This is a genomic window from Anaerolineales bacterium (assembly GCA_003105035.1).
Taxonomy (GTDB): Bacteria; Chloroflexota; Anaerolineae; order Anaerolineales; family UBA4823; genus FEB-25.
Window position 1 is genome coordinate 12,999 of record PQAL01000025.1, and the last position, 22,071, is coordinate 35,069.

20 protein-coding genes and 1 tRNA gene are annotated in these 22,071 nt (G+C 57.0%); 14 read left to right on the forward strand and 7 right to left on the reverse strand.

The window, feature by feature from the left end; translation table 11 throughout:
• Nucleotides 1-329 precede the first annotated feature (329 nt).
• Nucleotides 330-614, reverse strand: coding sequence for a hypothetical protein (locus C3F13_10865; GenBank protein ID PWB52802.1), 285 nt, complete (start codon nt 612-614; stop codon nt 330-332).
• A 178-nt stretch (nt 615-792) separates the two neighbouring features.
• On the opposite strand from C3F13_10865, the gene C3F13_10870 reads away from it, so the two are divergent.
• From C3F13_10870 to C3F13_10890, 5 genes are all read left to right on the forward strand, one after another.
• Nucleotides 793-1,851: an aminopeptidase gene (locus tag C3F13_10870; protein ID PWB52803.1), complete on the forward strand. Its 1,059-nt coding sequence runs from the start codon at nt 793-795 to the stop codon at nt 1,849-1,851.
• A gap of 2 nt (nt 1,852-1,853) precedes the next feature.
• The gene (locus C3F13_10875) at nt 1,854-2,936 is read left to right on the forward strand and encodes a hypothetical protein (GenBank protein PWB52804.1); all 1,083 of its coding nucleotides are present in this window, start codon (nt 1,854-1,856) and stop codon (nt 2,934-2,936) included.
• Between the two features lie 102 nt (nt 2,937-3,038).
• On the forward strand, nt 3,039-4,040 hold the full coding sequence (locus C3F13_10880) for an aminopeptidase (GenBank protein PWB52805.1): 1,002 nt from the start codon (nt 3,039-3,041) through the stop codon (nt 4,038-4,040).
• Nucleotides 4,041-4,058: 18 nt separating this feature from the next.
• Nucleotides 4,059-5,399 carry a hypothetical protein gene (locus tag C3F13_10885; GenBank protein ID PWB52806.1) on the forward strand — a complete coding sequence of 447 codons (1,341 nt, stop codon included), beginning with the start codon at nt 4,059-4,061 and terminating at the stop codon, nt 5,397-5,399.
• 132 nt (nt 5,400-5,531) lie between these two features.
• Complete coding sequence (locus tag C3F13_10890) at nt 5,532-6,761, forward strand: hypothetical protein (protein PWB52807.1); 1,230 nt, start codon at nt 5,532-5,534, stop codon at nt 6,759-6,761.
• Between the two features lie 218 nt (nt 6,762-6,979).
• On the opposite strand, the gene C3F13_10895 is transcribed toward C3F13_10890, so the two are convergent.
• The 3 genes from C3F13_10895 to C3F13_10905 form a co-directional block, all read right to left on the reverse strand.
• The gene (locus tag C3F13_10895) at nt 6,980-7,663 is read right to left on the reverse strand and encodes a hypothetical protein (protein ID PWB52808.1); all 684 of its coding nucleotides are present in this window, start codon (nt 7,661-7,663) and stop codon (nt 6,980-6,982) included.
• Nucleotides 7,664-7,675: 12 nt separating this feature from the next.
• Nucleotides 7,676-8,938 (reverse strand): imidazolonepropionase, encoded by a 1,263-nt coding sequence (locus C3F13_10900; GenBank protein ID PWB52809.1) that lies wholly within the window; start codon nt 8,936-8,938, stop codon nt 7,676-7,678.
• A gap of 67 nt (nt 8,939-9,005) precedes the next feature.
• Nucleotides 9,006-9,079 (reverse strand) — tRNA-Val (locus tag C3F13_10905).
• A 202-nt stretch (nt 9,080-9,281) separates the two neighbouring features.
• Between C3F13_10905 and C3F13_10910 the strand changes: the two genes are divergently transcribed.
• The 7 genes from C3F13_10910 to C3F13_10940 all read left to right on the forward strand — a co-directional run bounded on the left by C3F13_10910 (nt 9,282) and on the right by C3F13_10940 (nt 16,428).
• Entirely contained in the window at nt 9,282-10,760 is a 1,479-nt protein-coding gene (locus C3F13_10910; GenBank protein PWB52810.1) for an IMP dehydrogenase, read from the forward strand.
• 85 nt (nt 10,761-10,845) lie between these two features.
• Nucleotides 10,846-11,436 carry a 3-methyladenine DNA glycosylase gene (locus C3F13_10915; GenBank protein PWB52811.1) on the forward strand — a complete coding sequence of 197 codons (591 nt, stop codon included), beginning with the start codon at nt 10,846-10,848 and terminating at the stop codon, nt 11,434-11,436.
• Between the two features lie 46 nt (nt 11,437-11,482).
• A complete protein-coding gene (locus C3F13_10920; GenBank protein PWB52812.1) occupies nt 11,483-12,388 on the forward strand; it encodes an electron transfer flavoprotein subunit beta in 906 nt (301 codons plus the stop codon).
• 8 nt (nt 12,389-12,396) lie between these two features.
• Complete coding sequence (locus tag C3F13_10925; protein PWB52813.1) at nt 12,397-13,419, forward strand: electron transfer flavoprotein subunit alpha; 1,023 nt, start codon at nt 12,397-12,399, stop codon at nt 13,417-13,419.
• A 13-nt stretch (nt 13,420-13,432) separates the two neighbouring features.
• The gene (locus C3F13_10930) at nt 13,433-15,151 is read left to right on the forward strand and encodes an acyl-CoA dehydrogenase (GenBank protein ID PWB52814.1); all 1,719 of its coding nucleotides are present in this window, start codon (nt 13,433-13,435) and stop codon (nt 15,149-15,151) included.
• A gap of 18 nt (nt 15,152-15,169) precedes the next feature.
• Entirely contained in the window at nt 15,170-15,958 is a 789-nt protein-coding gene (locus C3F13_10935; GenBank protein PWB52815.1) for an enoyl-[acyl-carrier-protein] reductase FabI, read from the forward strand.
• Between the two features lie 17 nt (nt 15,959-15,975).
• Nucleotides 15,976-16,428 (forward strand): hypothetical protein, encoded by a 453-nt coding sequence (locus tag C3F13_10940; GenBank protein PWB52816.1) that lies wholly within the window; start codon nt 15,976-15,978, stop codon nt 16,426-16,428.
• A 79-nt stretch (nt 16,429-16,507) separates the two neighbouring features.
• On the opposite strand, the gene C3F13_10945 is transcribed toward C3F13_10940, so the two are convergent.
• The 3 genes from C3F13_10945 to C3F13_10955 form a co-directional block, all read right to left on the reverse strand.
• Complete coding sequence (locus tag C3F13_10945; protein PWB52817.1) at nt 16,508-18,157, reverse strand: gamma-glutamyltransferase; 1,650 nt, start codon at nt 18,155-18,157, stop codon at nt 16,508-16,510.
• 75 nt (nt 18,158-18,232) lie between these two features.
• The gene (gene selD, locus C3F13_10950; GenBank protein PWB52818.1) at nt 18,233-19,306 is read right to left on the reverse strand and encodes a selenide, water dikinase SelD; all 1,074 of its coding nucleotides are present in this window, start codon (nt 19,304-19,306) and stop codon (nt 18,233-18,235) included.
• 41 nt (nt 19,307-19,347) lie between these two features.
• Nucleotides 19,348-20,382: a hypothetical protein gene (locus C3F13_10955; protein ID PWB52819.1), complete on the reverse strand. Its 1,035-nt coding sequence runs from the start codon at nt 20,380-20,382 to the stop codon at nt 19,348-19,350.
• A 221-nt stretch (nt 20,383-20,603) separates the two neighbouring features.
• Between C3F13_10955 and C3F13_10960 the strand changes: the two genes are divergently transcribed.
• Both C3F13_10960 and C3F13_10965 read left to right on the forward strand, forming a co-directional pair.
• Nucleotides 20,604-21,251, forward strand: coding sequence for a hypothetical protein (locus C3F13_10960; GenBank protein PWB52820.1), 648 nt, complete (start codon nt 20,604-20,606; stop codon nt 21,249-21,251).
• Between the two features lie 61 nt (nt 21,252-21,312).
• On the forward strand, nt 21,313-22,071 hold the full coding sequence (locus C3F13_10965) for a hypothetical protein (protein PWB52821.1): 759 nt from the start codon (nt 21,313-21,315) through the stop codon (nt 22,069-22,071).

The window sequence follows — 22,071 nt, forward strand, 5'->3', positions numbered from 1 at the left end:
CCTGCAAAGGCTGATAGATCGCCTTGCGGTGCTTTTACTGCGCACACCGTCCATATGCTCACGGGTTACCAGCCTTCACCTGCTCCCATGCGAGCCTACCGCACGAGAAGGCCACATCGTCAGAATGGGGAGAAGGTAAATCCAATGCACCTCATCATTGTACCGCACGAAGTCAGCATGGTATCCGTGCGGAACCTGCCTTGATTGCCATTTTACAAACTTGGTGTTATCATCTACCCGCACCAGGTATAGCTCATGACATCTGATCCATTTGCTCGCTCCCGATTGCGCAAGGTTTTAGTTGTCGTGATTCTCGCCACCATTCCATGTTATTGTACTGGCCTGGTAGCCGTGTTGCTTGCCCCAGGGTATCTCATCCGCTCTCCTGGCACCCCTACTCCTTCGCCAACCTGGACTCCCCTGGTGAGTTTAACCCCCACCATCAACTTTACCACCCTGCCGTTCGTGACCATCACCTCCGGGCCCAGCCCAACGCTGACAACCTCGGGGACAGTCACCTCCACTCCGACCATTACGCCAACACCCACGGTGACGGTGACGCCAACACCTTCCAATACACCATTCCTGCCGCCCACTTTCACCAAGACACCCAATTATTCTCCTACTTTCACGCGTACACCCACCCCAACCCGTACGCCTACCCCAAACACTAGCAGTACAGACTCCACCAATCCCTTAAAATTCCCTTCAACCACTCCTGGGCCTTCATCCAACAACTAAATCCCTCATCAACGATTACCTTGCCATTCAAACCAGATTACAGGCTGCAATATGACAGAATTACTCTCCTTGTTAACCGAATTAATCTCTGCACCAGGCATCAGTGGAAATGAAGGCGGCGTACGCCCACTTATCGAAAAAGCCTGGGCTCCGCTAACCGACCAGCTGACCGTCAGCAAGCTGGGAAGCCTGCATGGCTTGCAGAATGGCACCGGCGCCGCACCCCGCCCGAGTATCATTGTAGCCACCCATATGGATGCGATCGGCCTGATGGTGAATGCCATCGTCGATGGCTTCCTACGGGTCACCTCCATCGGGGGGATCGATGCGCGGATGTTGCCCGGGCAGATGGTGACCGTGCATGGACGCCAGGACTTGCCCGGCTTAATTATGGCTACCCCTGCCCGGCTTATGCCATCTTCGATCAAGCCCGGGGTGATACCCATGGAATACCTGCTGGTCGATGTAGGTTTGCTCCCCGACGAAGTTAGCAGCCTGGTGCGGGTGGGAGACACGGTTTCATTTGCCCAGGAGCCATTCGAAACTGGCGGTGAGACATTGACGGGCCATACCCTTGACAATCGGGCTTCGGTGGCGGCATTAACCCATTGCCTCGAGCTGCTGCGCGCCAGGCCCCACGTCTGGGATGTATGGGCAGTGGCTACTGTGCTGGAGGAAATCTCCTATGGAGGAGCGATTACATCAGCATTTCAGTTGCACCCCAGCCTGTGCATGACCATCGATGTGACCTTTGGTAGTGAGCCTGGCAGCCCCAGCCACCTGACCTTTCCATTGGGGAAGGGACCTACCCTTGGCTGGGGGCCGGTCGTGCATCCTTACCTGCATAAAACCATGAAAGAGCTTGCTCAACACTTAGAGATTCCAGTTGCTACCGAGCCGACCTCCCGCTATACGGGCACCGATGCGGACGCCATGGTCATGTCCGCGGAAGGTATCCCAAACCTGGTGATCGGCATCCCATTGCGCTATATGCACACACCGGTCGAGATGGTGGCATTAAAGGATATCAGCCGTGCTGGGCGACTGGCAGCGGAGTTTGTTGCTCAATTAGATGAAGAGTTCATGCAAAAACTGACCTGGGAAGATTAATTATGGCCGACATAACGCGCGACACGTATTCTCCCCGGATTGGGGATGAGCAAATTACTCTCCTGGAACGCCTGTCGAATGCCTGTGCAGTATCGGGCGATGAGGGGGAGGTACGTAAGATTGTGCTTAGCGAAGTTAAACCTCATGCCGATGAGGTCAAGGTCGACGCCTTGGGAAACGTGCTTGCCACCAAATACGGTTCTGGGGAGGGTCGCCTGCGCGTGATGCTGGCTGCTCACATGGATGAAGTGGGTTTCATGCTTACCCACAGCATGGGGGATGGCATCTACCGCTTTGAGGTGGTGGGGGGCATCTCTGCCTCTGACATGGCTGGTAAGGCGGTTTGGATCGGCAGGGAGCATATCCCTGGCGTGATCGGCATTACCCCAGTGCATCTCATGCATGATAGTGATCCGCAAAAGCCGGTTGATGCACAGGAGCTGCACATCGATGTGGGGACCGAGGTGGGCAAGGAGAAAGTGGGCGATCGTGCAACCTTTGCCACCAGGTTCACCCGGCTTGGTCCTAGCTTGCGTGGGAAAGCCCTGGATGACCGCCTGGGGGTAGCGTCGCTGATCGCGCTTGTCAAACACGCCCCGCCCAACATTGACCTGCTGGCCGCTTTCACCGTGCAGGAAGAGACTTCCCATTATGGTGCACGCGTGTCTGCTTATGCTCTCAACCCCCAGCTGGCGTTCATCCTGGAATCCACCCCGGCATTCGACCTGCCCGCCTGGGAGCTTGACGAAAACGACCGTTATAACACCAGGCTGGGGGCTGGGCCAGCAATATACGTGGCTGATTCCGCCACGCTGTACGATCCGCGGTTGATCCGTTACGTGACAGAAATTGCTGAAACCCATGGTATCCCTTACCAGATACGCCAGCCAGGCGGTGGCTCAACGGATGCCGCCGTGGTCCACAAGCAGCGCCTGGGGATTCCCAGCCTCGCCATCTCCGTTCCTGGCCGTAACCACCACAGCACCGCTGCCCTGGCGCGCCTGTCAGATTGGCAGCACACCTTCGATTTGGTATTTACGTTATTGTCCGTTCTGACCCCCGCCATTCTGGCCAGTGAGCGCTAAGCCTAGTGCTAAGCCTAGTGCGAAGCCTAGTGCTGAGCCTGCGGATAGGCTGGGTTATGTTTTAGAATTTTGCTTATTATGAATGATGATGTAGGAGAGCGCATGAAACCATTGATCCAAAAACTTGTTGAAACCCAGGGACCATCTGGATATGAAACCTCCATCCGTTCGGTCGTGCGGGCTGAAGTGGAGCCATTTGCTGATGAGGTGCGCGTGGATGCCCTGGGTAATTTGATCGCCCAGAAGGGCACCGCCAAGGCGGGTGGGCTAAAGATCATGCTGGCTGCCCACATCGACGAAATCGGGGTCATGGTCACTCAGGTGGATACCAATGGATTTGTCCGCTTCACCACCCTGGGCGGCGTGCGGGCTTACACGTGCGTGGGTGGCCGGGTGAGATTTTTAAATGGCGCAGCGGGCGTCATCCACATGGAACCCCTTGAAGATATGACCAGGGTGCCAACCTTCGAGCAGTTATATATCGATCTAGGTTGTTCCAGCCGTGACGAAACGCCGGTGCGCGTTGGTGACGTCGGGACGTTCGACCGCCCCTTCCTCGACCTGGGACAGCGCTTGGTGGCAAAATCGATGGATGACCGGATTGGGGCAGCCGTCCTGATTGAAACCTTGCGCCAGCTTCGCGATACACCTCACCAGCTGTACTTTGTCTTTAGCACCCAGGAGGAAGTCGGCGTACGTGGAGCGACGGCCGCCGCCTATGGGCTGGACCCTGATCTTGGCCTGGCTGTCGATGTGACTGCTACCGGCGATACCCCTCGCCGCACGAAAGTGCGTATGGAGGTCAGCCTGGGCAAGGGACCGGCCATTAAAGTACGCGACGGTGGTATGCTCGCCGATCGGCGGGTGGTGGATTGGATGATTAAGGGCGCCGAAAAGCGGGGCTTGCCCTATCAGATGGAAATTTTGGAAGGAGGTTCCACCGATGCGCGCGCCATGCAGCTGGCTCGGGCGGGTGTGCCGGCCGGATGCCTGTCCATCCCCTGCCGATATGTGCACTCGCCGTCAGAGATGGTGGACTTCGCGGATGTCGAGAACGCTGTCAGGCTGCTGGTTGAGTTGCTCAGCCAGCCCGTGCAGCTGTAAGTTATTTTATTAACCTGAATGAAGCTACATTATATTCGCTTCCTGGCTATGCTGGCGTTGGCAGCCCTGGTGGGCTGTACTGCCCTGCCCATCAGCCTGAGAGGTGGGCTCCAGGGTACTCAGGCGGATGGGGTGAGCACACCCACACCTGACCTGGGTTTTGAGACCGTGTATACACCCACGCCTTCTACTGCTTCGCCAGGCCAGACTGAGCCTTCCCCTGCCACTGGGACGACCTTGCGCCTGTGGGTACCGCCCGCATTTGACCCGGCTGGGACCAGTCAACAAAGCAAGTTAATGAAGGATCGCCTGGATCAATTTACCAGCGAGAACCCGGAGGTAAAACTGGAGCTGCGGGTCAAAGACCTGGAGGGAGCAGGCGGAATGCTCGAATCCCTGGTAACGGCCAACGTGGCTGCGCCGCTCACCCTGCCCGATCTGGTCCTTCTGCCACGCCCCTTGCTCGAATCGGCCACGCTTAAAGGCTTGCTTAGCCCCTATGATGCTATGACAGATGTGATGGACACCGAAAGCTGGTATGAATATGCCCACCAGCTTGCCCGCGTCCAGTCTGGCACGTATTGCATCCCCTTTGCCGGTGACACGATATTGCTGGCTTACCATCCTTCCATGCGCGAAACCTCACCAGCCAGCCTGGAAGATACCCTCGCGCTGGGTGAAGTATTCCTCTTTCCGGCTACAGATCCTCAAGCCGCCTTTACGCTCAATACTTATCTGGCGGATGGTGGTACTTTACAGGATGATCAGGGCCGGCCCGTCGTGGATGAAACCGTCTTAACCAGTGTGCTCGATAATTACCAACGCCTCACTCAGGCTGGGGTTATGCCATACTGGTTGACCCAATTTTCCACCGATGAGCAGGTCTGGGAATCCTTCTTGAGTACCCCTTATCCCGCTGTGGCAACCTGGGCTTCATCTTACCTGAAGCATCTGCAAGCAGGGGAAGGTGATTTGGCCGTAGCTCCATTGCCCACCTTGGATGGTAGCCGCTTTAGCCTCGCCTCTGGTTGGTGCTGGGCACTGGCAGGCCAAAACGCCGATAAACAGGTCCTGGCAGCCAAATTATCGGAGTATCTGGTGGACGAGAAATTCATGGGCGCCTTGACCTCTGCAGCTGGCTATCTGCCTCCCCGGAAGGATGCTTTGCAAAGCTGGCCGGACGTGGAGCTACGCCAGGTGATGGACACGATCTCTTCGTCTGCCCAGCTGCTTCCCCCGGTGGATCTGCTTGCGAGTATTGGCCCAGCCCTGGAACAGGCAGTGGTGGATATTTTGAAAGCTCAAACCGATCCGCAAACCGCCGCTGAAACCGCAGTGCGCCAGATCAACCAGCCATAAAGACTCAGGCTGGCCTAATCTGTGCAACTTGACGCATAGTTATTGCGATGTTATCATGCAGACCTATAGAGGTACATTCCTTTGAACCGTAGCTTCCGGTAAAATCACCGGAGGCAACCTCGGAATATAAAAATGCCAAAAGATCCATATCTCGACGAATTTCCAGCCGCCGAGGGTGAGGGGAAGTCGAAAGCGACCTCCTCAGGGAATAGAGAATCCAAAGAAAGCTGGTTAAACTTTATTGGGGGTAGATTGTCGCATGCTGGCCTGGGTGATACAGTTTATCGCCTGGGAACAGCCTTTTTAACCATTGCGATGATTCTGTTGGCAGTGGTGGGGATGCGCATTTTTTACCTGCATTTTCAAACAACGGACAGCATGCAACCGCAGCTGGCCGCCCAGGCAGCTGAAGCACCTACTCCAACACCCACAGCCGTGCCGGCTGTTCTGCCATCCTACACCAAAGAGTGGGCAGGGTTTGAACGCGGGATTTACCGCCTGGCCATGCTGCATACCACCATCCCATCCCGTCCCCGCACTGAGATTATCACCTACACCGTTCAGAAGGAAGATAATATCTTTAAAATTGCCGATATGTTCGGGCTAAAACCAGAGACCATCCTGTGGGGCAACCTATACACCCTGGCGGATAACCCTGAGCTGATCTATGAGGGCACGGTATTGAATATCATGCCCACTAATGGTACCTACCATCGCTGGTCAGCCGGTGAGGGCTTGAACGGTGTGGCGCACGGCTATAATGTCACCCCTGATGTGATCATCAGCTGGCCTGACAACCATCTTGACCCGGCGACGCTCGGTGATTACTCTAACCCGAACATCGAGGCGGGCACCATGCTCTTTGTGCCTGGAGGTACGCGCGACTTCGTCACCTGGAGCGCCCCGCGCATCTCGCGCAGCAACCCAGGTGTGGCCAAGATCCTTGGGCCGGGCTCATGTGGCACGATCGTGGATGGGGCGGTTGGCACGGGTGCATTCATCTGGCCGGCCAACAACCATAGCCTTTCGGGATATGATTACTCTCCTTCCACCAACCACTTTGGCATCGATATTGGTGGTGGGTTGGGTGACGCAATCTATGCTGCCGACAATGGCGTGGTGGTGTATGCTGGTTGGAATAACTGGGGTTACGGCAATGTGATCGTCATTGACCATGACGGCGGGTGGCAGACCCTGTATGCCCACCTCAGCTCACTGAACGTGGGCTGCGGCCAGAGCGTTTACCAGGGTGACGTGATCGGGGCCTTTGGTAGCACGGGCAATTCATCCGGTCCGCACCTGCACTTTGAGATGCTCAACGAGAGCTACGGCAAGGTCAACCCCTGGAACTTCCTGCCATAAATCGATAAAGATTAACCACAACGGACTCAAAGGACCGCACGCAAGGCGTGCAGGTGACCACGAAGGAAATTGCAAACTTCCTTCGTGTTTTATTTACTTACGATATCTTCACTCAAAGAAACAAATTAAGTTTTCTACTTTCTTTCCTAATCATGGTTGGACGCTAAACGCGAATATTGACCAATCTGCGAAATTTATGTAATTCGTGTAATCTGTGGTCACATCCCGTGCTGACGGGCGTGCTGGCGGTATTGGCAGTAGGCACACTTCTCGTTGGGTGGCGGAGGCTCAGGCAGCTCGAGCAGTGTGACGACCTGGTCGATAAAACTCAAGAAACCAGCCTCACGGTAGGGGATCTCCAGCCAGGTGGAGGTGAAATGGAAATTAATCTCTTCCGAGGTTTCATTAAACGTCGCATGGGGTGCTTCGATGAGCAGCCCCAACCGGGAGATTGGGCTCAGCCACAGTTTCTCGGGGGCGGGGTGCTCTAGCGCATAAGCGTAAGCGTGCAGCTGCCGGCTGTAGAAGGGAATTTGTGACGCTTTCGGTTCGGAGGTCTTAAAATCGACGACACCATAAGAGCCATCCTCAAAGCTAAGCATGGCATCCGTCTTCCCCCTCAGGAATACACTCAAGCTGTGGCCAGGCAGGCTGATGGGTTTAGACTCGACCCATTTCTCCGACACGCTGATGATCCCGGCTGGCATGGATGGATCGATCTCCGCCGCTGGGTGGCCGGCGAAGTGAGCTTTCATCAAGCGGTCGATGGCACCGAAGACGGCCGGGAAAGGGGCGGCAGGCCGGTTGATGCCGTGGATGTGTTTGAGGTAAAAGCAGCGTGGGCATTCATCCCACAGGAAGGTTAGCTCGGATGGGCTGAGTTTGATGGGTGTAGCAGGCATAGGTTCCTCCCCTTAGGTCTGGCTGGTGAAATCGACGGGTGCGCCTCGTTTGATCACTGCCTTTACCAGGTTGGTGGCGAAGCGGTAACCCAGCTGGCGGTAATCGCTGACGTTCAGGATGATCAGGTCAGCCTGTTTGCCTGGCTCGATGGAGCCAATCATGTTCGCCCGGCCGATGGCGGCTGCAGCATTGAGCGTAGCGGCAACTATTGCCTGGGCTGGGGTCAGGCGCAGGTAGCGGCAGGCCAGGGCAATGGTGAACTGCATGTCGCCACCCCAGGCCGTGCCGGGGTTGAGGTCAGTTGCCAGGGCCAGCAGCCCGCCTGCTTCCAGGATCGCTCTGGCGGGGGTGTATTCCCGCTCGGCCAGCCCGAAGGGCGTGCAGGGCAGGGCTACTGCTACCGTGTTCGTTTGGGCCAGGGCGTTAATGTCTGCGGGCGAAGTTTTAACCAGGTGGTCAGCTGAGACGGCGCCTAATTCGGCCGCCAGGCTGGCACCTCCCAGGTTGTCGAACTCATCCGCGTGGATCTTGAGCGGAAATCCTAAAAACCTGGCAGTCTCGAGAATTCGCCTCGATTGCGCCAGGCTGAATGCGCCCGTTTCGCAGAAGACGTCCACAAAGGGTAGGGGGCGGATCGGCAGGTGTGCCTGCCACCAGTGCTGCACGGCGGGGAGCATCTCGGAGCATAAGTAGGATGTGTAGCTGTCTTCGTTATCCTTATATTCAGGGGGGATGGCGTGCGCGCCCAGGAAGGTAGGCGCAAGCTCGAGTGGCCCTTCAGCGTCCAGGAGTAACAGGGCTTGCAGCATTCGTAACTCAGTCTCTGTCTGCAAGCCGTAACCGGTCTTGGCTTCGGCAGTCGTGGTGCCATGAGCGAGCATCTCACGGATGCGTGGGCGGGTCTGCTCAAGCAAGGTCTCAAGCGATGCCTCCCGGGTGATGCGCACAGTGGACAGGATGCCGCCACCTGCCGCCAGGATCTCCAGGTAGCTCTTTCCCTGCAGCCGCATCTCAAACTCGGCTGCACGGTCGCCCACCCACAGCAGGTGCGTGTGTGGGTCCACGAAGCCGGGCATTACCACCTGGCCTCCAGCACTCAGCGTTTCTTCCTGCGGGTAAGCCTGGCGTAAATCGCCGCTGGTGCCGACCGCCAAGATCTTGTTATCTCGGAAAAGCACCGCACCATCCGGGATGATCCCCAGGTTGCCGAGGTCAGCTCCGCGTTGGGGTGGACCGGCGATGGTGAGCAGTTGGGAGGCAGAGTGGAGCAGCATGTTCGTCTCCTTAAATGAATAACGAGCGGATATGATCTTCCCGCTCGTTATTATAATGGCCTTCCTGTGGGCGGAATAGGACTCGAACCTACGGCCTTCGCGATGTCAACGCGATGCTCTAACCAACTGAGCTATCCGCCCGCGCAGGTTTGCATTATACCATAGCGAAGGTAAACCGCAAGTGAGGGGCATTGTCAGGCCGGTTGTGGCCTGTTGCTTTATCCAGGCAAAGTTGTCTAGCCATCCCATGGTGGATATGATTAAATCGCCCAATTAATTAGCCACAGATTATATAATATGACCACAGCGTGCTTACCCGTCCCAATACCAAGGAGTTTTTCGCATGAATGAAGAATTATTCAATAAATTTGAAGCCCTAACCTTTGATGACGTGCTGATCGTCCCCGGCTACGCCGAAGTGTTGCCCGACCAGACGGATGTTAGTGGTCAGCTTACCCCCGGGATACGCTTGAATATCCCCATCGTCTCCGCCGCCATGGACACGGTGACCGAGGCGCGCTTGGCGATTGCCCTGGCTCGTGAGGGAGGCATTGGCATTATCCATCGCAACCAATCATCCCAGGAACAGGCAGCAGAGGTGGATAAGGTCAAACGCTCGCAGTCGGGGATGATTGTGGAGCCCATCATGCTGCATCCCACCGCCACCCTGGGCCAGGCCGAGGAGATCATGTCCACCTACCACATCAGTGGGGTACCGATCGTAGACGAAGGCGGAACGCTGCTGGGCATCCTGACCAACCGGGATGTGCGCTTCATTGAAGAGAAGGATTATGGCCTGCCTGTGGCGCAGTTCATGACGCCTCAGCCATTGGTGACTGCTCCGGTGGGGATCAGCCTGGAGGATGCCAAGCAGTTGCTGCAAAAACATAAAATCGAAAAGCTGCCCCTGGTCAATGAGGCAGGTATTGTCAAGGGATTGATCACGGTCAAGGATATTCAAAAGGCACGTGATTTTCCGTATGCCGCCAAAGACTCTCAGGGCAGGCTGCTGGTTGGGGCTGCGGTGGGGGTGGGAGCTGACCTGGAGGAGCGGGTGCAGCAGCTGGTGAAAGAAGAGGTGGACGTGTTGGTGGTCGATACCGCCCATGGGCACTCGGCCGGGGTCATCCGGGCCATCCAGCGCATCCATCACAACTGGCCCGACCTGCCGGTCGTCGCCGGGAACGTGGTCACCGCTGACGGAGTGGAAGCCCTGGTCAAAGCCGGGGCAAACGCCATCAAGGTTGGCGTGGGGGCCGGCTCAATCTGTACCACGCGCGTCATCTCAGGCGCAGGAATGCCTCAGGTTTCGGCTATTTATGAGTGTGCCCAGGCTGCGAAGAAATCAGGCATACCGCTCATTGCCGATGGGGGCATCAAGTACAGTGGAGATATAGTCAAGGCAGTTGTGGCCGGCGCTGACCTGGTTATGCTGGGCAGCTTGCTGGCCGGCTTGGATGAATCACCCGGTGAGGTGGTACTGTTCGAAGGTCGCCGCTTCAAAGAATACCGGGGTATGGGCAGCCTGGCGGCCATGCAGGGCTATGGCAAGGATCGTTACAGCAGTGCCCTGGGTGGCAGCGGCAAGCTGGTGCCGGAAGGTATTGAAGGGCGGGTGCCGTATAAGGGCAACGTCCACGATTATATTTACCAGCTGGTGGGCGGCTTGCGTTCAGGGATGGGGTATGCCGGCGCAACCACGCTGGAGGAGTTGCGCACGAAGGTCAAGCTGGTGCGCATCACCAATGCCGGCCTCATCGAGAGCCATCCGCATGATGTGATCATCACAAGGGAAGCACCCAATTACCAGCTGAACCAGTAGTATCCGGGTATTTTAGTCTGCCTGTCTTATATGCCTGGATTGTTCAGCGCTTTGCAGTCTTGGAGCTTTGTGGTTAAATTGCCGGATGACCTCTGCTGAGCGCCTGGACTGCCATTTTTTTAACCGCCCTACCTTGCAGGTGGCACGCGAGCTTCTCGGCACTCGCCTGGTACGCCTGGAGAATGGCGAAAGGACTGCCGGTATCATCGTTGAGACGGAAGCTTACCGGGGCGAGGAAGACCTGGGCTGCCACGCTCATGTGGGTCTAACTCCCCGTACCCGCGTCCTGTATGGTCCGCCGGGGCGGACTTATGTCTACTTCACCTATGGCCACTACTGGATGCTTAATTTTGTGGCAGAGCGTGAAGGTTTTCCGGCGGCTGTGCTCATCCGCGGCATCGTGCCCACCGTGGGTCTGGAGCGAATTTCTGCTCGCCGGGCAGGGCGACCGCCTGAGCATTGGACAGACGGCCCCGGCAAGCTCTGCCTGGCCCTGGCGATTGGCCGGCCGCAGAACGATCAGGACCTGTGTGCCCCTAAGGCGGAAATTTTTGTTGAATATGCTGAAACCTTCCCCGATGCGAGCGTGACGATTGGCCCGCGCGTGGGTTTATATAGTGTACCGGAGCCCTGGAAGAGCATCCCCTGGCGCTTCCAGGCTCATTATCAGCCTTAGAATAATTTTGTTTTTTACTGGTGTATCCAAGCCAAAGGAGCCATGAATGCCTCAAAATCGAATCTATCATAGCGTGGTGCTGGTCAAGCAGGTGCCAGACACGCATAACGTGACTGGCGAAGTGATGACCGCTGAAGGCACCATGAACCGCAGCGCCTTGCCAGCCATTTTCAATCCTGAAGACCTGAACGCCCTGGAAATGGCTCTCAGCCTGCGGGAGCAGCATGGCGGCAGTGTCACCGTCCTGACCATGGGGCCTATGCAGGCCGCGGATATCCTGCGTGAAGCCCTCTTCCGGGGTGCCGACCGGGTGGTGCTGCTCTCCGACCGAAAATTTGCCGGCGCAGATACCCAGGCTACCTCCTACACCCTGAAGTGCGCCGTTGAAAAGCTTGGCAGTTATGACCTGGTATTTTGTGGCCGGCAGGCTATCGATGGCGATACCGCCCAGGTAGGCCCCCAGGTGGCTGAAAAGCTGGGTGTACCACAGATCACCTACGCCGAAGCCGTGCTGGACCTGCAGGGCGATGAGATCATCGTCCGCCGGGCATTCGACCTGGGCACCGAGCTGGTGAGCTGCCAGCTACCCTGCCTGCTCACCGTGGTTACCACCGCCAACCGTCCACGCCCGGCTTCGGCGCGCAAACGCATCACATACAAGCTCGCCGCGGTTCCGGGTGAATACACCAAGCTGCTCAAGAAATGGGGCGAGTTCGCCGATGAGCAAGCCCTGGCTGATTATCTGGCACAGCGTAAGCTCAATATTGAAGTCTGGACAGCCGCCGACCTGCAGGTTGACGAAGCTCAGCTTGGTTTGGCTGGCTCACCCACTCAGGTCTATAAGGTCAACTATGTTGTCCTGGAAGCCACCGACAGCAAGGATGTCTTGCCGACTGCGGAGGGGATCCAGGGCCTGATCGCTGAGCTGGTCCAGGAATACATGGTGGGGTGAGGTGAGATATGGCAGCTGAACACAACGTTTGGGTATTTATTGAACAGGATGAAGGCCATATCGCCGAGGTCAGCCTGGAGTTGTTGGGTAAAGCTCGTGAGATTGCCGGAAAGCTGGGCGGTGAGGTGTGGGCAGTCGTATGCAGCAGCCACATCCCTGACTTGCCCCGGCAGGTCATTCAATATGGGGCAGACCAGGTGCTGCTGGTGGACCACCCCGAATTGGGGGTCTACCGCACCCTGCCCTACAGCCGGGCAATCACCGGGCTGGCTCGCCAATGGCAGCCATACATTTTCCTCATTGGGGCAACCCCCGTCGGCCGTGACCTGGCTCCGCGCATCGCCAGTGCTCTGAAAGTCGGCCTGACAGCCGACTGCACTGACCTACAGATCGGTAATTACACTTCAAAGAAGGAAAACACCATCTACAAGGACTTGCTCTACCAGGTGCGCCCGGCTTTTGGGGGCAATGTCATTGCCACGATCGTCAACCCGAAAACACGCCCGCAAATGGCCACCGTCCGTGAAGGGGTGATGCATAAAAATACCCCCGACTCATCTCGCAGGGGCAGGGTTGAAAAGGTAGAGGTGTCTTTTGAGCCAGGCGATTTTGCCTTGAGGGTATTAAGCCGCGAGACTCGCCAGCCCACCGTCAGGCTGAAGGATGCACCGGTGATCGTGGCAGCTGGGGCTGGCGTGGACAGCCCGGAGGAGTTTGAGCTGGTGCGCGAATTAGCCAACGTGTTGGGTGGCGAGGTGGGTGCTTCCCGCGCCGCAGTGGACGCAGGCTATATCTCCCGCGAGCACCAGATTGGTCAGACGGGCAGCACGGTGCGGCCACGCCTGTATATCGCAGCCGGCATCTCGGGGGCCATCCAGCACCGGGCTGGCATGGACCAATCCGGCAAGATCATTGCCATAAACAGCGATCCCAATGCACCCATCTTCCAGATAGCTCACTACAAGATCGTGGGCGATGTGGCAGAGGTGCTTCCCCTGCTGATCAAATCACTGCGCGAAAAAGCTCGTTAAAGGTGGAGTTGCCATGAGCGATAATTTTTTCCTCGATAATGCAGACCTGCAGTTCCGCCTGGAGCAGCTTTGCCTGCAGGACGTATTACAGATTAAAGAGAGGGGCTATACCTATGCTGGAGAGTACCCGGCCGCCCCCCGCCACTATGCCGATGCCAAGGATAACTACCGCCTGTTGCTGGAGGTACTGGGCGAGATCTGTGCCAGGGTGATCGAGCCCCGAGCAGCTGAGTCGGACCTGGAGGGAGCCCATTATGAGGATGGCCAGGTTACCTATACGGCAGCCATGCAGGAAGGCTTGCTGGCTCTCAAACAGGCAGATTTAATGGGTGCCATGTTGCCCTGGGAGTACGGCGGCTTGAATCTGCCCGAGTCAATCTTCCAGATGATGGTGGAGATCGTCTCACGCGCGGATGCCGCCCTGATGACCGTCTTTGGGCTGCAGGAGATCTCGGCTGCCATCAACGAGTATGGCACGCCTGAGCTGAAGGCCCGCCTGTTGCCGCGCTTCAGCCAGGATGGGGCTTCAGGGGCAATGATCCTGACCGAGCCAGATGCCGGTTCTGACCTGGGTTCAATTCAGACCAAAGCTACTTTAGATGAAGCCTCTGGTAAATGGTATATCGATGGGGTCAAGCGATTTGCCACCAACGGCTGTGCAGATATCCAGCTGGTGTTGGCGCGCAGCGAACCCGGTTCGAGCGATGCGCGTGGGCTGAGCCTGTTTGTCGTCGAGCGCGACGAGACGGTGCGCATCCGGCGCATCGAGAACAAGCTGGGCATCCATGCCTCCCCAACCTGTGAGGTGCAATACCAGCATACCCCGGCTGAGCTGCTGGGAAAACGCCGCTATGGTTTGATGCGTTATGCCATGGCGCTGATGAACGGCGCCAGGCTGGCCGTGGGCGCTCAGGCGGTGGGCATCGCTGAAGCAGCCTACCGTGAAGCTTACACCTATGCCAGGCAGCGCCATCAGTTCAATATGCCCATCTGTGAGCTGCCACCCGTCAGGCGCATGCTCACCTCCATGCGCGGAGAGATTGAAGCGGCGCGTGCCTTGAGCACCGAAACCGCCCGCTGGGTGGACCTGATCAAGGTATACGAACAGCTCTCGGAAGCCAGCCCAGCTCCCGACCCAGCCCTGCGGCAGAAGCTCAAACAGGCCACCAGCCTGGCTGAGACGCTCACCCCCCTGACCAAGTATTACTGTTCGGAGATGGGTAACCGGGTGTGTAATAAAGCCATGCAGGTGCATGGTGGGGTGGGCTATATGCGCGAGTTCAACGTCGAGCGTCACTATCGCGATATTCGTGTGACTAATGTATATGAAGGCACCAGCCAGCTACAGATCGTGGCTGCCACGGGCAAGCTGCTCGGGCATGCCCTCGATGGGTTGCTGGATGAGTGGGCTGGCCTGGATGTTGGGGCTGAGCAAGTTGACCTCAAGGAACAGCTGTGCGTAGAAACCAATCTATTCAAAACTACGACAGACTTCCTCAAGGATAAGGAACGCCAGGTGATCGATTATTACGCCTCCGATTTAGCAGATATGGCGGTTTTGCTGGTCAATGCCTGGCTGATGCTGCGCGATGCGGGCGTTTCCGAGCGAAAGGCCCATCTGGCTCGTGAATATATCACCGAGCACCTGGCCCAGGTTCAACTTGCCCGGCAGGCAATCCTGAACTCTGCTTGCCTCGATGATGAGATCTACAACACGCTGCTTAACGTTTGACAGAGAAGGGGATAGTATATGGGAATACTAGATGGCAAAAATGCATTGATCTTTGGCGTTGCCAACGAGCGCTCGATTGCCTGGGGCATCACCCAGGCTTTCCATGCCCAGGGTGCCCGGATTGGTCTCAGTTATGCCGGCGAGGTTCTGGAGAAGCGCGTGCGAACCCTGGCCAAGACCATTGACTGCACTTTCGTGGAGCCCTGTGATGTATCGAGCGACGATGAAATCCAGGCTCTGACCCGCAAGGCAGCCGAGGCGTTCGGGACGGTGGACATCCTGGTGCATGCTATTGGCTTTGCTAACCGCGAGGAGCTCAGCGGGCCGTACTACCACACCAGCCGGGTTGGTTTCCACACCGCTATGGATATCAGCGTTTACTCATTCACAGCCCTGGCGCAGGCATTCCAGCCATACTTCACCTATGGAAGCTCGCTGCTCACGCTCACCTACTACGGCTCAGAGAAGGTTGCTCCCGGCTACAACGTCATGGGTGTGGCCAAGGCTGCCCTGGAATCATCGCTGCGCTACCTGGCGTACGATTTCGGTCCCATGGGCGTACGTGTGAACGCTATCTCAGCCGGGCCGATCCGCACCCTGGCCGCCGCCGGTGTATCACGCTTCAAGGATATGTACCGGCACTTCACCGAGCTGGCTCCGTTGCAGCAGCATGTCACAATTGAAGATATCGGGGAAGTCGCCGTGTTCCTGTGCTCGAACATGGCCTCCAAGATCACTGGCGAAGTCCTGTACGTGGATTCGGGGTACAATATTATCGGTGTCCCTGAACCGCCTGAGTGCGAGTGAGCGGCACCTGAGGTGCGATGATGTTCCGCAAGAAAACCGACCCCAACCCAACTGTCCCTGCCCCGGCACTATCTACAGCTGTGCTGGACCGTATCACGTCTGTGTTGAGCTCGGGCATCACCTGGACCGGCAACCTGGGTGGGAGCGGTGGCGTGCGGATTGAGGGGACCTTCGAGGGCGAAATAGCCATCCGCGGCTTGCTGGTGGTGGGTGAGACCGGACGGGTGACGTGTCAAAACCTGCGTGCCAACACTGTTATCGTGGCAGGGGCAGTCAAAGGAGATATCACCGCTGAGCGCCTGGAGATTCGCTCCACCGGGAAGGTGTGGGGGAACGTGGTCACAGTGACCTTTTCAACGGAGGAGGGGGCTTTCCTGCGTGGACAGATCACCATGGAAGACAAGGTGGAAATCACCCTGGGAGCTCCCGCTGATGTGGTAGCGCAAGGCACCCCGCTCGATTTATCCTAGGTGACCAGAGCGCAACCTAAAGAGTTTCGATCCAAAGTAAGGGGGAATATTGGAAAAACATCACCATGATTTTGCGAGTTTATATACTCATGGCACAGCCATCGGCGCGTGGGTCGGAGCCGCCGCATAACACCCCGGTTTCAGCATTATGTCGGATGACCTGTCCACGGCCAAACAGCGCGCGTGCTGGTCCATTCACCGTGTACACTGAGTGCCCAAGCTGATTTAAACTTTCTGCCATCTCGAGAGAGATACCTTCTTCCAATGCCACTTTGCTTCCAGGGGTGCCATCATCAATACAGAAGCGTGGTCTGTCAAGTGCTGCTTGAGGATCTAATTTATCATCCCATAACCCCACCACAACCTGTGCATGACCCTGTGGTTGCATATATCCGCCCATCACACCAAAACTACTATAAAGCGTATTGCGCGGTCCCGACTGATTAATACTATCGACGGTGATCATTCCCGGGATGATGGTGTGATAGGGCCGTTTTCCTGGCATCAGGGCATTTGGATGAGATGGGTCGAGTGCGAATCCCAGGCCTCGGTTTTGCAGGCTGAAACCCCAGCCAGATGGAACAATTCCAGTACCGAAGCCCATATAATTGCTGTTAATGAAAGAACAGGCATTGCCTTCACCATCCACCACGCTGAGGTAGACGGTATCGGAATTGGAGGTGGGTGTCCCGTGTTGCTGATCAATCTCAGCCCGGTCAGGATTGATCAGCTTGCGCCGCTCGGCGGCATACTCCTTGGAGAGCAGCCACTCCAGCGGAGCAGGGTTGAATGCTGGGTCAGCCACGTACCAGCGCGTGTCGGCAAAAGCCAGGCGCATGGCTTCGATCATCAGGTGCAGCCTTTGAGCTGATAGAGGCAGCAGGGAGGCGAGGTCATAACCTTCCAGCAGGTTGAGGGCCAGCAGCGCGGCTAGGCCTTGCCCGTTGGGAGGGCACTCCCACACCCGCAGGCCGTGGTAGGTAGTGCTGATGGGGCTATCCCAGGTGGAGCTATGGGCCGCCAGGTCTTCCACACTCAGGCAGCCCCCTGCCTGCTGGACCACATGGGCAATGGCCTCAGCAATCTCACTCTGGTAATAGGCAGCCTTGCCCCCTTCAGCAATCGCCTGCAGGGTACGGGCCAGGCCAGGGTTACGAAAAATTTCACCTTCCCGCGGAGCGCGCCCATCGATGGTCAGCTCTAGCCCGCCAGGAGCATTTCGAAGGCGTGGAGCAGCCGAGTTCCAATGATGAGCTGTGATGGGTGCGACCGGGAAACCCTGCTCTGCCAGACGTATGGCTGGCGATAGCACCGTCTGGCGTGGTAACCGCCCGTGGTGCTCCAATAAGTCACACCAGCCAGCACATGCCCCTGGGACCGTGATTGTGTACGGGTGAAACTGAGGTAGACGCTCGTCAAGTCCTTCCTTTGCCAGGCGGTCGATGCTTAAGCTGGCAGGCGACCGCCCTGAGCCATTTAAAGCACTGACTTGACCGTAAGCGGCTGTATAGTACAGGGCGAAACAGTCGCCACCCAGGCCAGTGGAAGTTGGTTCGGTGACATTCAAGGCGGCCGCTACTGCTACAGCCGCATCGGCCGCATTGCCTCCCCGCCTCAGGATCTCCAATCCAGCAGCTACGGCCAGTGGTTGGGAGGTCGCTACCATGCCGCCCGTGCTATAGACTGCCGAGCGGCGAGAGTTGAATTTCAATTCGGAATCAATGGGCATAAGCTACCTTCTTGATAAAAAACACACAGAGACCAAAGTCAAGGTTGGGCTCTGTGTGTTTGATCGAAGATGAATTTAAGGATTAACTGCAATCCCTTTACCTTGTGTGACTTCACCGATCACCCATATGGGTTGCTCGATTTGCGTTGCCCTGCTGAGCAGCTGGTCAAGCTTATCTTGTGCAACGGCTAGCAGCAGGCCGCCGCTGGTCTGCGAGTCAAATAGCGAAAGCTGGTCGGCCTCGTCCAGGCTCAGGTCGAAATGCACGCTGGATCCAAAATACAGGCGGTTGTCATACGTACCACCGGGGAAAATGTATTGCTCAGCGTACTTACGGGCACCGCTGATGAAAGGGATCTTCCGATATTCCAAGCGTATACCCACTCCGGAAGCTTCTGCCATCTCATAGGCATGCCCGAGCAAGCTAAATCCCGTGATGTCGGTGCCCGCCTGCAGATTAAATTCCTGCGCCAGCTCAGCGGCTGCCTTGTTCAGTTTTTTCATCCAGCCTACCGCTTCGGCTATGTCGGCTGGGTCGGCTTGCTCACGCTTGAGGGCAGTGGTGGTGGTGCCGAATCCGAGGGGCTTGGACAGTACCAGGCTATCTCCGACTTTTAAGCCCTTCTTGGTAAGCATGTGGCGCGGGTTGGTGAAGCCGATAACAACCAGGCCGTATTTCGGCTCCTTGTCTTGGACGGTGTGGCCCCCGGCGATCACCACGCCTGCCTGGCGGGCAATATCCGCCCCACCGCGCAGGATATCACTGATCACCTCGGTGGGCAGGTCAGGTGGCAGGGCGGCGATATTAAGCGCCAGGAAGGGTTTGCCACCCATGGCATACACGTCTGACAGGGCATTGGCGGCAGCAATCGCCCCGTAATCATAGGCATCATCCACTACCGGGGTGAAGAAATCCGTCGTCATCACCAGGGCGCGTTCGTCATCCAGCTGCCAGACGGCCGCGTCGTCAGGCTCCCCTAACCCGACCAGCAGGTTGGGGTAATCATTGGGGTTGAAAATCCCCTGCAGGGGGCGCAGCACCTGCGCCAGCGTTTCCGCATTCAGCTTTGATGCTCAACCAGCGCAGCTGGAGAGCGTTGTCAGGCGGATTTGCCGTCCGGAGGGTGCGTTTTCTGGTTTACTGGACATATTCTTCAATTCTTTAGATCATCCCTCCCTTACGGTGTCTCTTAGGGAGTAGGTGTTGGGGTTGCGGTGGGCAGGGTTGGCAGGGTCAACAGGTAGGGATTGTCGTTGGGGACAAGCATTACCTGGATGCCTGGGGCAAGCTCGTTGATATATTGATATAGCAACAGGTTGTCATTATTCTTGAGGGCGTTAGCGATCATCTGTAAAGCTTTCGCCTCTGCCTCTGCCTGCACCAGGCGTGCATCAGCAGCCCCTTGGGCATTGATCACCACGGCATCTGCCTGACCTTGCGCCACCTGGCGGGCTTGCTCAGCCTCCTGCTTCCTCTGCTGGACCACAAAAGCAGCCTGTTGGGCTAGCTGCTCAGCGATCTGCTTCTGCTCCACCGAGGCGGCGTATTCAGGCGAGAAGGTGATGTTGCGCAGGATGAAATCCACCAGGAGTAAGCCGTTTTCTGAGAGTTTTTCTGTCATCGCCTGGTTCATCTTGTTGGTCATTTCTACGCGCTTGCTGGTGACTACTTCCTCCACCCGGTACTGCGAGACTACATCTCGGATCACCCCACGCGATAAGGGTCGCACTAATCCATCGGTGTAGCGGTCTTGCCAATTGATGTGCAGTTGGACTACCTGGGCTGGGTCGATCGAATAAAGTACCGATGCGTCCACGAAGATCTCCTGCCCATCCGCAGTTCGGGCGGTGATCGAATCATCCCCCTGGATGGAGCCTTCACTGGGGGCGATCGACATGGTGTACGTCTGGCGTGAGATTGGGTAGGTGACCACACTCTCGAAGAAGGGGATGATCCAGCGCAGCCCGGGTTGTAAGGGCTGTGGCCTATATCCACCGGGCGCGATGGCTGAGATAACCACCCCACGATCCTCCGGCTGGACGAAAACCAGGCCGGCTGCCACTGTGGTCAAAACCACCGCGCCGGCAAGGACAATCAATGTGATGGTGACCGTACCTTTGACGTTTTTATTGCGCGAGGCACGCAATATCACAATGGCTATGAGGGCAATAAAAGCCATCCAGGCGCCCGCGGCGAAAAACTTGACAATACTTGCAACATTCATATGGAGCCTCCTGAGCAGGTTTCCTTTCGAAATCCTGATAGATTATACCCGTATTTCTACGGGAGCTTGTTTACCGGCAATCACCGGCTCACCCTTGATTTTAATGATGTTGCAAGCTTAATACCTGTGATAATCTGAGTTCTGGCCTGAAAAATGTGAAGTGTGATACCATCAGCATCATGGGGCATGCGACAGGCCGGGTGAGGGAGATCCGTATCGGGATGGGTGGCAAGTTGGAAGCTTATATTTCCTGTCCACCTGTGCTTGTTCCCTCTCCGGGGCAGTATACCCTGGGAATAGATGCGCATGACCCAAATGCAGTTTTGAGAACGCCGTTATTTCAGCTGGAAAGAGCCGAGCATGGTTTTTGGGCAGTGCCGCTGTTTCCGATTCAATGGGCTCCTGGAACAGACCTGGATTTGGTTGGTCCGCTGGGGTATGGATTCAACCTGCCACATAACATTCTCCGTCTGGGGCTGGTGGGCATGACAGAGACCATCGCTCGCCTGATACCGCTGATCCAGCATACAACTCAGAAGCCCACCAGTGTGGCTTTATTTACCGACCTGCCTGTGCCCATGTTACCTGCCTCTCTGGAAGTCCATCCCCTGGCTTCGATTAAAGATGAATTGAGTTGGCCGGATTTCATGGTGATCGACCTGCCCCTGGAATGCCTGGCTGGGCTACGAGATGTACTTGGGCTTGCTCACGGGCGTTCGCTGGCTTGCCCCGCGCAGGTATTGATTGCAGCTCCGTTTCCCTGTGCGGGGCTGGCCCAATGCGGGGCATGTGCCGTCCCCGGCCGGCGTGGCTGGAAGCTGGCCTGTGAAGATGGACCTGTATTTGATCTTAACGCCCTCAGGTGGTGAGGTGCAGCAGTGATATCCACCCATCTGCGCATAAGTTGCATGGATTTTCCGTAAGGAGCTTATGGCCAAGCATGATCTGAGCTTCCTTTTACCCGTCATGAATGCTGCGGGCTCATTAGGATTTACCCCCGATCTGCACGGGTCGTTGGATTGGTCCCGGTTTGGCGCGTTCATTACCAACCCCATCAGCTTGCTGCCTCGCACCCCCGCGCATGGCATGCGTTTCATTGATTACCCAGGCGGTTTCCTGCTGCATACGGGGTATCCCAACCCTGGCCTGACGCATGTGCAGCGCCAGCATGCCCGGCATTGGCAGCATGCCCCTGTACTGGTGATCGTGCACCTGCTGGGCGGGAGCCCGGAAGAGCTATCAACAATGACACGCCGCCTCGAAAATATGGAGGGTGTCAGCGGGCTGGAGGTGGGCTTCCCTTACGAAGCTGATTCCGGCATGGTTTCAGCTTGCCTCCAAGCCGCCAGCGGTGAACTGCCGGTGATCGCTCAACTGCCACCGGAGCGTTCCATGGAGCTTGCCTTGCTTGCCATTCAGGCTGGGGCTGCCATGGTCAGTCTGTCGGCCCCACGCGGCTTGCTCCCAACCCCAGGTGGTGAGCTGGTACAAGGCAGGCTGTTCGGACCAGCAGTTTTTCCCGCCGCATTGAAAGCGGTCAGCCGCCTGGCTCAGCTGGGTATCCCAACCATTGGTCGGGGTGGCATCTACGCTCAGGAGCATGTAATTGCCATGCAAAAGGCAGGGGCAGTAGCTGTCCAGCTCGATAGCGTCCTTTGGCGCGCAGCAGGCTACCGTATCTTAACTTGA